At 43.6% G+C, this 12,211-nt stretch carries 14 protein-coding genes; 8 read left to right on the top strand and 6 right to left on the bottom strand.

The features are described from left to right. Positions 1–31: 31 nt before the first annotated feature. The 4 genes from AC1DP6_RS01490 to rsgA all read left to right on the top strand — a co-directional run bounded on the left by AC1DP6_RS01490 (position 32) and on the right by rsgA (position 4,022). A complete protein-coding gene (locus AC1DP6_RS01490; protein ID WP_477025063.1) occupies positions 32–901 on the top strand; it encodes a DUF58 domain-containing protein in 870 nt (289 codons plus the stop codon). A gap of 24 nt (positions 902–925) precedes the next feature. Then, positions 926–1,924: a hypothetical protein gene (locus tag AC1DP6_RS01485; protein WP_477053274.1), complete on the top strand. Its 999-nt coding sequence runs from the start codon at positions 926–928 to the stop codon at positions 1,922–1,924. A 29-nt stretch (positions 1,925–1,953) separates the two neighbouring features. Then, on the top strand, positions 1,954–2,964 hold the full coding sequence (locus AC1DP6_RS01480; protein ID WP_477025061.1) for a vWA domain-containing protein: 1,011 nt from the start codon (positions 1,954–1,956) through the stop codon (positions 2,962–2,964). Positions 2,965–3,086: 122 nt separating this feature from the next. Further along, a complete protein-coding gene (gene rsgA, locus AC1DP6_RS01475) occupies positions 3,087–4,022 on the top strand; it encodes a ribosome small subunit-dependent GTPase A (protein ID WP_441573082.1) in 936 nt (311 codons plus the stop codon). Here the strand turns inward: rsgA and AC1DP6_RS01470 are convergent, their stop codons facing one another. Genes AC1DP6_RS01470 through AC1DP6_RS01460 form a run of 3 tightly spaced genes read right to left on the bottom strand, consistent with a single transcriptional unit; the run spans position 4,023 to position 4,917 of the window. Beyond that, complete coding sequence (locus AC1DP6_RS01470; protein ID WP_441573083.1) at positions 4,023–4,169, bottom strand: hypothetical protein; 147 nt, start codon at positions 4,167–4,169, stop codon at positions 4,023–4,025. 10 nt (positions 4,170–4,179) lie between these two features. Further along, complete coding sequence (locus tag AC1DP6_RS01465; protein WP_441573084.1) at positions 4,180–4,332, bottom strand: hypothetical protein; 153 nt, start codon at positions 4,330–4,332, stop codon at positions 4,180–4,182. A gap of 48 nt (positions 4,333–4,380) precedes the next feature. Further along, entirely contained in the window at positions 4,381–4,917 is a 537-nt protein-coding gene (locus AC1DP6_RS01460; protein ID WP_441573085.1) for a gamma carbonic anhydrase family protein, read from the bottom strand. A gap of 112 nt (positions 4,918–5,029) precedes the next feature. Between AC1DP6_RS01460 and AC1DP6_RS01455 the strand changes: the two genes are divergently transcribed. After that, the gene (locus tag AC1DP6_RS01455; RefSeq protein WP_477053273.1) at positions 5,030–6,190 is read left to right on the top strand and encodes an aspartate aminotransferase family protein; all 1,161 of its coding nucleotides are present in this window, start codon (positions 5,030–5,032) and stop codon (positions 6,188–6,190) included. 35 nt (positions 6,191–6,225) lie between these two features. Here the strand turns inward: AC1DP6_RS01455 and AC1DP6_RS01450 are convergent, their stop codons facing one another. The 3 genes from AC1DP6_RS01450 to AC1DP6_RS01440 are packed head-to-tail and all read right to left on the bottom strand — an operon-like array spanning position 6,226 to position 9,754. Next, the gene (locus tag AC1DP6_RS01450; protein ID WP_477053272.1) at positions 6,226–6,828 is read right to left on the bottom strand and encodes a hypothetical protein; all 603 of its coding nucleotides are present in this window, start codon (positions 6,826–6,828) and stop codon (positions 6,226–6,228) included. A gap of 3 nt (positions 6,829–6,831) precedes the next feature. Beyond that, complete coding sequence (locus AC1DP6_RS01445; protein WP_477025056.1) at positions 6,832–7,224, bottom strand: hypothetical protein; 393 nt, start codon at positions 7,222–7,224, stop codon at positions 6,832–6,834. Positions 7,225–7,234: 10 nt separating this feature from the next. Continuing rightward, complete coding sequence (locus AC1DP6_RS01440) at positions 7,235–9,754, bottom strand: DUF5686 family protein (RefSeq protein WP_477053271.1); 2,520 nt, start codon at positions 9,752–9,754, stop codon at positions 7,235–7,237. A 123-nt stretch (positions 9,755–9,877) separates the two neighbouring features. On the opposite strand from AC1DP6_RS01440, the gene AC1DP6_RS01435 reads away from it, so the two are divergent. Genes AC1DP6_RS01435 through creD form a run of 3 tightly spaced genes read left to right on the top strand, consistent with a single transcriptional unit; the run spans position 9,878 to position 12,204 of the window. Continuing rightward, positions 9,878–10,516 carry a hypothetical protein gene (locus AC1DP6_RS01435; RefSeq protein WP_477053270.1) on the top strand — a complete coding sequence of 213 codons (639 nt, stop codon included), beginning with the start codon at positions 9,878–9,880 and terminating at the stop codon, positions 10,514–10,516. Positions 10,517–10,524: 8 nt separating this feature from the next. Continuing rightward, complete coding sequence (locus tag AC1DP6_RS01430) at positions 10,525–10,821, top strand: winged helix-turn-helix domain-containing protein (protein ID WP_133806897.1); 297 nt, start codon at positions 10,525–10,527, stop codon at positions 10,819–10,821. A 54-nt stretch (positions 10,822–10,875) separates the two neighbouring features. Next, positions 10,876–12,204, top strand: coding sequence for a cell envelope integrity protein CreD (gene creD, locus AC1DP6_RS01425; RefSeq protein ID WP_477053269.1), 1,329 nt, complete (start codon positions 10,876–10,878; stop codon positions 12,202–12,204). Positions 12,205–12,211 lie beyond the last annotated feature (7 nt).

Raw genomic sequence — 12,211 nt, 5'->3', positions numbered from 1 at the left:
TAGATTCGTAATTTGTAATACGTAATTTCTCATGTTGGATACGGCTGAAATATTAAAGAAGGTAAGACAAATAGAAATAAAGACGAAAGGGCTTACCAACCACATTTTTGCGGGCGAATATCATAGCGCCTTCAAAGGACGTGGTATGTCATTCAGCGAAGTGAGAGATTATCATTTTGGGGATGATGTAAGGTCTATCGACTGGAATGTAACAGCACGATTCAACCACCCTTTTGTGAAGGTTTTTGAAGAAGAAAGAGAGCTGACCGTGATGTTACTGGTGGATATGAGCGAAAGCTCTTCCTTTGGTACCAAAAAGCAGGATAAACGTGATCTGATCACGGAACTGTGCGCCGTTCTCGCTTTTTCTGCCATCAAAAATAATGATAAGGTAGGTGTGATCTTTTTCAGTGATGGTATGGAGAAATATATTCCGCCTAAAAAAGGTAAATCACATATCCTGTTCATTATCCGTGAACTACTATCGTTTACGCCTAAACGTAAAGGAACCAATATACAGGAAACCCTGCGTTTCTTTAATAATGCTACAAAGAAACGCAGCATCGTTTTCATGCTGAGTGACTTTCTTTCCGGCAATTACCAGGATGCGCTTAACATCGCCGCCAAACGGCATGACGTAGTAGGCATACAGGTATATGACCAGCGGGATAAAGATTTACCGCCAGTAGGATTAATACAGGTGGCAGATGCCGAAACCGGTGCTACCCAATGGATAGATACTACCGATCGCCGGGTGCGTCAGTATTATGAGCAACAATTCCTGCAACATTCACAATACTGCAAAAATGCGTTTATGAAAAGTGGTGCCGAACTGGTAAGCGTACGCACAGATGAAGACTATGTGAAAGCATTACAAACATTTTTCCTCAAGAGGGCCTAAGTTATAATGGAGCGCAAATTGAACATGTATAAACAACAAGTTATAAGACGTATATTTTTATGTTGCTTACTGGGGTTGTTATATCCTTTTAGCCTGCTGGCACAGCAGGCGGTAGACGTCACGGCTAAAGCAGATACCAACAGTATCAGGTTAGGTGAGCAGATAAAACTGCAGCTTACTGCCAAGCTCACGCCGGCACAGTTTAAGGACGCCAACTTTAAAATACTGTTCCCGGTACTACCGGATTCCCTGGATCATTTTGAGGTAGTTGCCCGTACTTCTCTGGATACACTGGTCAACCAGGATCAGCACATTCTTCACCAAACATTTACACTCACCAGTTTTGACTCCGGCCATTGGGAAATTCCGCCAATGCGATTCGAAGTATTCTCCGGGGCCAATACCAATCCCGATTCAGCGTTTACACTGCCAGTAGGTATAGATGTAAATACGGTGGCTGTAGATACTACCAAAGCCTTTAAACCCATCAAAGCGGTGCAATCAGTGCCCTGGAATATCTGGGATTACTGGCTGTATATCGCCATCGGGATCACGATTGTATTAGTAGCAATAGGTATCTGGTGGTATCTCCGTACAAGACCTAAGAAAGAAAAGATAATTAATATCCCTACTGTTTCCCCGTATGAAATTGCGGCTCAGGAACTGAAGGCTTTGAAAGAAGAAAAGTTGTGGCAGCAAGGTGATATTAAACAATACTATACCCGGTTAACAGATATTCTGCGTACTTACTTTGAGCATCAGTTCAGCATTGCTGCGCTGGAACAAACAAGTGAGGAATTGCTGCAGAATATTAAACCTGTTACGAAGCTGAATCAGCAAAGAGATAAGCTGCGTAGCCTGCTGGCTATTGCCGATCTGGCGAAGTTCGCCAAATTACAGCCTACGGCGGAAGAGCATGAAGAGTGTATGCGCAAGGCAGAAGAAATTCTGGAGTGGACTAAACCCAAGGCTGGGGTACCCGCAGAAGCAGCAGGCGCGGAAGGTGAGAAACAACAAGCATAAAGCCAGAATGGATCTTAATTAGAAAATTGATGGATTTTTCAACGTGGAAAAATATTGAATTTGCCTATCCGGTTTTCCTGTGGCTATTGCTGCTGGTACCGGTGCTGATATACTGGTACTTTGCCCGCCGCAAGGGCCGGCAGAGTGTGATGATGGTTTCTTCCCTGGAAGGATTAAAAGGATTACCGATATCCTGGAAGGTGCGTTTCAGACCATTATTACTGGTGCTGCGCCTGTTGGCGGTCATAGCACTGATTGTGGCGCTTGCCCGTCCGCAAACCTCCAATACTTCTGAAAGCATAGATAGTGAAGGAATTGATATCGTAATGGCAATAGATATCTCCGGTAGTATGCTGGCGGAAGATCTGCAGCCCAATCGTATGGAGGCTGCTAAAAAAGTGGCCACCGACTTTGTGGATAAACGCATCAGCGACCGTATTGGCCTGGTGGTGTTTTCCGGCGAAAGCTTTACGCAATGCCCTATCACCACTGATCATGCAGTATTGAAAAACCAGATCATGCAGGTGAAAAGCGGCATGTTACAGGATGGTACTGCCATTGGTATGGGCCTGGCTACTTCGGTAGATCGCCTGCGCAACAGTCATGCTAAAAGCAAAGTAATCATCCTGCTCACAGATGGTGTGAACAACACCGGACTGATAGATCCGCTCACCGCACTGGATATCGCCAAGGCATTTAAAATCCGGGTATATACCATTGGGGTAGGTACTATCGGCAAAGCGCCGTTTCCTATGCCTATGGCGGATGGTAGCGTGCAAATGGTGATGCAGGACGTGCAGATCGATGAGCCGCTGATGAAAAAGATTTCTAAAGAAACGGGTGGAAAATATTTCCGGGCTACCAATACCAATGATCTGAAAAGCATTTATAATGAAATTGATCAGCTGGAGAAGACCAAGGTAGAAATTACCTCCTACAAACGCTTCGCAGAGCATTTCTTCCTCCTGGCCATGATCGCACTGGGATGCATACTACTGGAAGTAGTACTGCGTTATAGTCTGTTCAAAAGCCTGCCCTAAGAGGCGGAAAGCATAAAGGATAAAGCTAAAAGCTATTGAGGCGAATGTATAAACAGCCTTAATAGCTTTTTGCTTTCCGCTTTATCCGTACCTTTGGTACTCTTATAAAATATCAGAAACTATTGCAAGCAACAGTATATAAATCAACGGGAAGCTGGTATGTGGTAAAAACTACCACAGGTGAAACATTTCAGGCAAGAATGAAAGGTATTTTCAAGAAAGATGAAGATATTACTTCCACCAACCCCATTGCGGTGGGTGATACAGTGGAAATAGTGCCGGACGACAGCGATGCGAATGCCAAAAATGCCATGATAACGGAAATCGGTCCCCGCAAGAATTATATTGTGCGCAGCTCCCCTCATGGGAAAAACAAAAAACATATTGTAGCCGCTAACATGGATCAGGCAATGCTGATCTGTACCGTAAAGGAGCCACGTACCTCACAGGGCTTTATAGACCGTTTCCTGGTTACTGCCGCAGCCTACCACATTCCGGTGATACTGGTGTTCAACAAAAAAGATATTTATAAGGAAAAAGAAACAGAGAAGTATGATGAACTGGAGGAACTATACGGCAGTATTGGTTACCAGGTTTTATTGATCTCTGCTTCCAAAGGCGATAGTGTAGATGAAGTAAGGGCATTGCTGAAAGATAAAACTACCCTGATGGCCGGACATTCCGGTGTAGGGAAATCTTCTCTGATCAATGTACTGATGCCGGGCCTGGACCTGAGAACCAAAGCCGTGAGTGGCTGGAGCGGCAAAGGATTACACACTACTACGTCTGCCGAAATGTATGACCTGCCATTTGGCGGATGCCTGATAGATACCCCCGGAGTGAGGGAATTTGGTATTGTAGACATTCCCAAGCCGGAATTATCCCACTATTTCCTGGAAATGCAACCCTATATTACCCAGTGTCAGTTTAACAACTGTTTGCATATCAATGAGCCCGGCTGTGCAGTGAAAGTCGCCGTAGAGGAAGGGCATATCGATGTAGACAGGTATGTTAGCTATGCTACCATCCTGGAAACAATACAGGAAGAACAGTACTGATCAGCCTTTCTTTGGTTTACCTAATTCGTCCAGCACTTTTTCAGCACCCCAGTTACGTCTGGGTTGTGGGCAACCTTTCTTTTGAGTACGACAGGCGGCTAACAGGATAACAGCCAGCAATAAGACGATGGAGACGGTTTTACGCATGAGTAATTTTTTAAAATAAACGGCTCATTTGTTTACCCGCCTTGCGGTTACTTTGCTTGATATCTTTCGTGTAGTAATTGGAAGAGGGGCATCCTGTTTTCTGCGATGAACAGCCGGTAAACAGGATGCTGCCCAATATGAGCAGGCACAAAATAGATTTCATAGGAGGGTATTTGCCTGCAATATAACCTTTTTCTATAACATGAACGGGTTATGGTTCTTTTACTTCTTCTGCCTCCTGATACCAGGATGCGTACATGTTATAGTTCTTGGAAATACGGTTTATTTCTCCCTTAATCAGGGCCATATCAATATCTTTTACTTTTTTGGCAGGCACCCCGGCATAAATAGTACCTGGTTCCACATTGGTACCGGCGAGTACCACCGCGCCGGCGGCAATAATACTATTGCTGCTGATATGGGCATTATCCATTACAATAGCCCCCATTCCGATCAACACATCATTATCAATTGTACAGCCATGCAGAATAGCATTGTGACCAATAGACACATTATTACCTACAATGGTTTTTGACTTCTGGTAGGTACAATGGATCACTGCACCATCCTGTACGTTCACATTTTCGCCCAGACGTATACTGTTTACATCACCGCGAACAACAGCATTGAACCATACCGTGCAGCCTTTTCCCATTACTACATCCCCTACTATAGTAGCATTGGGGGCAATGTAACAGTCTTCTGGAATTTGAGGAGTAATTCCTTTTAGTGGAATAATGTGCGCCATAATAATGTGTTTTAATGCTTACTTTACAAATATAACAATTACTAATTAGCAGTTGTTTTCTAACTTCGCAAAGAACAGAGTAGTTAGTGATATGAACAACAGGCAACTTTTTTTGCAGCACCTAGCGCAAACTTCTGATGCTCCTCTGGCATTGGAAATAGTGAAGGCGGAAGGCATGTATATGTGGGATGTAAATGGCAAAAGATATCTTGACCTCATTGCCGGTATTAGCGTATGTAACGTAGGCCATTGCCATCCGGCAGTAGTAAAAGCAATACAGGAACAAGCGCAGCAATATATGCACCTGCTGGTATATGGTGAATTTGTACAGTCGCCACAGGTGGCCTTCGCCACACTGCTCACACAACATCTTCCGGAACAGCTGGACTGCGTATATTTCACCAACTCAGGTGCAGAAGCTGTAGAAGGCGCCATGAAGCTGGCTAAACGTTTTACCGGCAGAACAGAAATCGCTGCTTTTAACCGTAGCTACCACGGGTCTACGCAGGGCGCCTTGAGCATCCTGGGCGATGAATACTGGCGTAATGCTTACCGGCCTTTGTTGCCAGGCATTCAACACCTGGACTATAATAATTTTGATTCGCTGGAACTGATTACACATAATACCGCAGCCGTTATTGCAGAAACGGTACAGGCAGAGGGCGGTGTAAATTTACCACAACGGGAATGGCTACACGCACTTCGTGCTAAATGTACTGCTACCGGAACATTGCTGATATTAGATGAAATTCAGTGTGGATTCGGGAGAAATGGTACGCTGTGGGCATTTGAACAATTCGGTATCATACCGGATGTTTTGCTGCTGGGCAAGGCGTTAGGCGGTGGTATGCCTTTAGGTGCTTTCATCGCCTCCCGCGAAGTTATGTGGACATTAACCAACAACCCCGTGTTGGGCCATATTACTACTTTTGGTGGTCATCCGGTAAATTGTGCGGCTGGTCGTGCAGGCTTCCAGGCCTTACTGGATCAGGATTTGCTGAAAGATGTAAAAGTAAAGGAGCAGTTATTTCTTCAACAGCTGAAACACCCTGCTATTAAATCTGTACGCTCTCTTGGATTGATGATAGCTGTGGAATTTGAGAGCTTCCCTATCAATAAAAAAATCATTGATTATTGTATCGCAAATGGTATGGTAACCGACTGGTTCTTGTTTGCCGCGGAATGTATGCGCATTGTGCCTCCACTTATTATTACGCCCGCGGAAATTGAATGGGCTTGTAAACTGATCTGCGAAGCAGCTGATACGGTCTGATAAATAACCAGGGTATTAAAAATTAGTGATGGTTGCTATTTGAGATTGGATGGAAGTGGCGGAACAGGAGTTTCTATGGAGGCGAAATCGTTGGCGGTATACAACTTCATAAGCAACGCAGATAATATCAACGGATCCATTCCGTTTTTCTGAGAGGATAAATTGCTGGAGTTAAGCCAGGTCATTGATTTATACACCAGGACACCGACATCAGGAGAGAAGAAATAACAACTGCTACCATCTGCTATATCCGTGTTCAGGAATAGCTTGAATACCCGGAAGTGATGATCATTTAATGTGAAAGTAGTATCTCTGTTCAGTGTGAAAAGTTTACTTTCCTCCTCCTTCTCTCTATACGTGAAACGTTGATAACTGCTATCGAATGAAATGGCGAAAGTGTATTGGTCATTTTGATAGGTATATACAGTATTGCTGCCATTGGTGGATTTGCTTACCAGGAAGCTGTCTATGCGGAGGCTTTCTTTGTGAATATTCAGGAAGATATCCTGTCTTAATGTATTTCTATAAGCAGCTATTCTTTCATTCCATGTTTTTATTTGCTGTTCTTTCATTTTTTTCTGAACATAAGAGCAGGAGCTAATCAGGCAGCCTGTCAGCAGGTACGGCAAATACTTCATGTATCAGGAATTCAGCCGGCTTAAAGATAGGGTAACACTTTTAGCAAATAGCTCTATGGCATCTTTTTCGAGTAAAGACAGGTAGTAATAGTACTTACCTTGTGCCGTCATTTCATGCAGGTTATTGTTGTATTTAAATCGTCCGCGATAAAACTGATCAAGGGTCCCACTGTCAGTTGATTTTTCAGGATGGATCGTGAAGTTGGTAATCGTTGCCTGATGAAACTCTACAATGATTTTGAAGTCATCATTGGTGAATCTTAATTGTAGCTTTTTATCGGTAGGATCCAACTGTATTTTGATGCATTGAAAATCATTATGCAGATCATAAGGATGGCCATCTATTTCGCCCACCATGATACTTTCAAACAGCGGTGTATGTGTTACATCTTTCATGAGCAAACAATTAAAACTGTAGTTTGAAACTGCCGAATACGCCGAAACGCTTGTTGGCAGGTTCTCCCGGCGTTACATCGGGTGTTACTCTCCAGATAAAGTCTACCCGCAGGAATTTAAAAATATTTTCTATACCAGTACCCAGTTCCAGATAGGGATTGCCCTGTAAGGTTTTAAATGGATAGCCGTTGTTAAGGTTCAGTTGTTTGTTGGATTCAGATAAAGAGCCGATCACGCCTTTCGCTGTCCAGAACTGGCGCCATTTTAATTTTTTGATTAATGGAATGTAACCGAATACACCATTACCGATGGTATGCTCTACGTTGAATCCTACATATTGATCACTGATGAACTCAAAGCGGTTCATCATGTTAAAGGCATATTTGTTATAGTAGTAAATTTCATTACCAGGGTGCACTTCCAGGGAAGTGTAGGGGACGGTACCAAAAATTTTACCACCAAATACATTATAGTAAATAGACCCGAAAGGCGGTAGTTTAATGTAGTCGGATACACTAAGTGACGCACGCTGGTATTTCTGGCCGCTGTTAGCGATGCCAGGTATACCTGCAGCAAGTTTTAACTCTGCAATCGGATATTTACTGCCTAAACTAATACGGTAGTAATTGCCTTCCAGGAATTGCTCATGGAAAGCGTAGCGGAATTTCACTTCTATTTCCATACTGGTCAGCGGATCCCGGTTGTTGGGTTCCTTTGGATAGTTTGCGGCGGTGGGTAATGGCTCGTATGGCCTTACCTGTTTGTGTACCAGGTTTATCTGATGAGAAAAACCGCTGTAGTATTCCTTGAAGAATTCCACCCGTTTTTCATCTACCATCAAAAATTTCTGAGGCACTCCACCCTTGCGTATGGCCAGGGTGAAAATATTATCCGTACCTACTTCATCATAATAGTGGGTACCATTATCCAGATCTTTTGTATAGGCAGCATAGATGTAGGTGCGTGGATGCCTTTTCAGCAGCCATAAAGCAGACATCTTGCCTTTGTATACGTGATCTTTGAAGCCATAGGCAAGATAGCCGTATAAGTAGAGATCTTTATTGAATTTAGGGGTAGTACCCAGGTCCATTCTTAAACGGAATCCTTCCAGCCTGTTTTGTGAAAACAAGTAATAGTAAGGGCCAAACTCAATGGGCCCAACTGGTTTATACCCGGTGGCCAGGAAACGGATGGTATTGGAATACGTTCTGAACAGCGGCATTTTCTGAAGGGTATCCACCATTTTGTAAATGCCTTCTTCATTTTTGCTGAGGTCTTCCGGACGGTTATCCATCCAGAAAGAGTCTTTCCGGATGCGTGCACTGTCCATTACCACTACAGGTTCCGGATACTTTTTATCACTGAAGATGTTGGTGGCAGCGGTATCATTTGTAATGACGTTATCATAGCTCGTTGTTTTGCGGCCAATAAAATCAAACGTCTTCCCCGGCCTTGGGCTGGGTGCCCAGAAGTCGGCCACAAATTTATCTTTATACAGGAACCAGGAACTATCCTTTAGTTGCCGGAATTCCTGTACCATACTGATTTTATGAACGAAATTGATATTGGCGTCGCGGGGAACGGATAAGGTTGTTTTCTGAACGGCGTAGGTGGTATCATGTACCCAGAGATCACCGATAAAGGTGTTTTCTCCTTTTCGTTTGGGCGTAAAGTTTAGTTTAATAAACCGTTGTCCGTTGATGTATTGTGTATCAGCAATGGAGTAGTCGTAATAGAAAGCGCCATTATGATGTATCGGGCTTACAAATTGTTTATCGAATACGGGAATGAAGTTATTGTACACGTTTATATTCTGGTACATTCCACCCAGGAATTTTGTCACGCTCTCATTATCGATACCGGAGGTACGGGCGGCTTTAATTACTTCTTTTGTCTTGCGGGGGCTCGACTGGAAATAATAATCCGACAATGTTTCGGTGAGGAAAATGGGTAGGAAGGGTTTGTCTTCCGAGGTACTGTCTATGTTGTCAAAAATAAACGCGAATGGTTTGGTGAAGCGGTTTCTTCCAAGTTTCTCTTTATTGAGATTCTTCATGTCCAGCTCCAGCTTATTATACACCTCATATTTATAATTATCGAGGCGGTTATAATTGTTCTCCGGTTTATGTTTAATAATTTGTTTGAGCAGGATCAGGGCCCAGTTTACGTTGGCTTTTATTTCATATGTTTTCAGTGAAACATCTGAGCGGGTGACTTCAAAATTGATCGTCTGTTCTTTCAGGTCTTTATGTACGGGGAGTTTCAGCATGTTATATCCCATTACCCTTACCAGTAATGAATCTGATGGGATACCATTTAGTTCGAACAGGTATTTACCTTCCGCGTTGCTAACCATACCGGTTTGGGTATGTACGAACTGAAGAGTGGCGAAGGGGATGATTTCCTGTGAGTGCGCGTCCCTGACCACTCCACTAACCTTATACTGCTGCGCCATCAAACCCGAACACCAAACGCTTACGCCGATGATTATTGCTAATATTCTTTTCCAGCCAACCATATCTGACAACAATATTATATTATTTATCTCTATTCTACGCAGACGGTATCCTTTAGGTAACGCAGTTATAACAAAAAATTATATTTTAAGATTCAAATATTTCTATTAGCTTTGTAATGCAAAGTACTTTTTTGTATGACAGACCAACAACATCTGCAAGCATTAACTGACATTAAGCGCCTCATGGAGCGGAGCAGCCGTTTCATTTCGCTGAGTGGATTAAGTGGAATATCTGCCGGCATCAGCGGGCTGATTGGAGCATTCATAGCGCATAACTGGCTGGTAGCATATTATGTCAGATGGGAAGCTGTAGGTGCCTACAATGATGCAGATTACAGGATATTAAAGTATCGCTTAATCGCCCTGGGATTAGCTGTAATGGCAGCGGCGCTGGCTGGGGGAACTTTTTTTACCTGGCGCAAGGCGCGGCAGAATAATTTACCGATCTGGGATTTAACCGCGCGGAAAGTGCTGATTAACACGGCTATCCCTTTGGCTGCCGGAGGTGCTTTCATTGCGGGTCTGTTATATAATCACCTGGAAGGGCTGGTAGCCCCTACCTGCCTGGTATTTTATGGATTGGCCATTATTAATGCCAGCAAATATACCTTGCCGGATGTGAAGTACCTGGGCATATGTGAAACGATCCTCGGTATACTTAATCTTTTCTATTTGCGTAAAGGCCTTTATTTTTGGGCAGTAGGTTTTGGTCTGCTACACATCATTTATGGTGCATTGATGTGGTGGAAATATGAACGGAAAAGGACTATTTAATCAATAGCATGAACCCGATAGGTAACTTAAACAAAATATTCGAGAGCCGTATACGCCTGGGCGTGATGAGTATATTGATGGTGAACGAGGAAGTTAATTTCAATGACCTCAAGCAAATGCTGGAAGTAACAGACGGTAATCTGGCTTCTCACCTCAATACACTGGAAGAAAATGGCTATCTGAAAGTGCATAAGGGCTTTATTGGCCGCAAAACCAATACAACCTATGCTATTACCGCTGCCGGTGAGAAGGCCTTTAAAGGGCATCTTGCGGCCCTGGAGCACATGATAAAATTCACTAAATAAATTTTTTTTGCCTTTTTACTTTGAAATACAAAGTACTTTCTAAAAAATAAAAACATGGAACCTTCAACTAATGAACCACTTTCTTTCTTCGACAGGTACGCCTACGCCCTTAAAGCAGGCATTATTGTAATATTGATACTGATATTGCTGATACCCGCCAACATGATTCAAAACCTCATATGGGAGCGCCGAGACAGGCAGGAGGAAGCTTCCAAGGAAGTCAGCAGCCGCTGGGGAAATGAACAGAACATCACAGGTCCGGTGCTGGCCATTCCCTATAAATCCACTTCGGGAAACGCAGCCAGTTATGTTTACCTGTTACCGGAAAATCTTAAAATCAACGGGGAACTCTTACCAGAAAAATTACAAAGAGGTATTTTCAATGTAGCGGTGTACAACGCTAAACTGCAACTGAGTGGCGCTTTTAACAGAGAAGCTATAGCATCTCTAAACATCTCTCCTTCCGCCTTAGATTGGGAACATGCGTCATTACTCATTGGCATCAGCGATCTCCACGGCATTGATAACCAGGTGCAGATGATGTGGAATGGTAAGAACTACCTTTTTAACCCCGGGGTGGTCAGCAGTGATCTGTTTAACAGCGGTATCCAGTCACCGTTGGCCATCATACCAGGGGACACCAGCGCATTGAGCGGCAATTTCTCCCTGGAGCTGGGCGTAAAAGGCTCTGGCAGGATTAGCTTCTCCCCCATTGGTAAAACCACTACAGTAGCCATCAACTCCAGCTGGCCTAACCCCAGCTTTGATGAGGCCTTTCCGCCTAAAACCAGACGGGTAGACGATAAAGGCTTTGCCGCTTCCTGGCAGGTACAGCACCTGAACCGCAGCTATCCCCAAAGCTGGGAAGGAAAAAAGTTTAATATCCACTCCGCCGACTTCGGTATCAAATTATTTATGCCTGCTGAAAGCCACCAGATGTCTATGCGTGCCGTGAAATACGCCATCATGATCATCGGACTTACCTTCTTTGTATTTTATTTTATTGAATTATCACAGCGCCGCGCCCTTCATCCAATACAGTATGCCCTGATCGGGTTAGCCCTTTGTATTTTTTATACCCTGCTCATATCTATTTCAGAACAAATTAACTTTATTATGGCTTACATTATTGCCAGTGTACTCACGATAGGTCTGATTATTGCATATACGGCTGCTGCCTTTAAAAGCACCCGTATTGCTGCAGGCATAGGAGCCACACTTACACTGATTTACGGATTTATTTATGTAATCATCAGTGCAGAAGACCAGGCACTGCTGATGGGAAGCTTAGGACTCTTTATTATTCTGGCCCTGATCATGTACTTCAGTACCACCATCAAATGGGATAAGTTAGGACATAAAAACACCACTATTACTCAATAAAAACGAA

This window comes from Chitinophaga sp. 01L420 (assembly GCF_056399985.1).
The sequence above is the reverse complement of the archived record's forward strand: the minus strand, read 5'-3'. Positions and strand labels throughout refer to the sequence as shown.

Bases quoted from the DNA above. Each gene is read 5' to 3' on its own strand.
- AC1DP6_RS01445 (WP_477025056.1), bottom strand. From the start codon at position 7,224: ATGAAAGATGTAACACATACACCGCTGTTTGAAAGTATCATGGTGGGC.
- AC1DP6_RS01480 (WP_477025061.1), top strand. From the start codon at position 1,954: ATGGATTTTTCAACGTGGAAAAATATTGAATTTGCCTATCCGGTTTTC.
- AC1DP6_RS01430 (WP_133806897.1), top strand. From the start codon at position 10,525: ATGAACCCGATAGGTAACTTAAACAAAATATTCGAGAGCCGTATACGC.
- AC1DP6_RS01460 (WP_441573085.1), bottom strand. From the start codon at position 4,917: ATGGCGCACATTATTCCACTAAAAGGAATTACTCCTCAAATTCCAGAA.
- AC1DP6_RS01450 (WP_477053272.1), bottom strand. From the start codon at position 6,828: ATGAAGTATTTGCCGTACCTGCTGACAGGCTGCCTGATTAGCTCCTGC.
- AC1DP6_RS01470 (WP_441573083.1), bottom strand. From the start codon at position 4,169: ATGCGTAAAACCGTCTCCATCGTCTTATTGCTGGCTGTTATCCTGTTA.
- AC1DP6_RS01485 (WP_477053274.1), top strand. From the start codon at position 926: ATGTATAAACAACAAGTTATAAGACGTATATTTTTATGTTGCTTACTG.
- creD (WP_477053269.1), top strand. From the start codon at position 10,876: ATGGAACCTTCAACTAATGAACCACTTTCTTTCTTCGACAGGTACGCC.
- AC1DP6_RS01435 (WP_477053270.1), top strand. From the start codon at position 9,878: ATGACAGACCAACAACATCTGCAAGCATTAACTGACATTAAGCGCCTC.
- AC1DP6_RS01490 (WP_477025063.1), top strand. From the start codon at position 32: ATGTTGGATACGGCTGAAATATTAAAGAAGGTAAGACAAATAGAAATA.
- AC1DP6_RS01465 (WP_441573084.1), bottom strand. From the start codon at position 4,332: ATGAAATCTATTTTGTGCCTGCTCATATTGGGCAGCATCCTGTTTACC.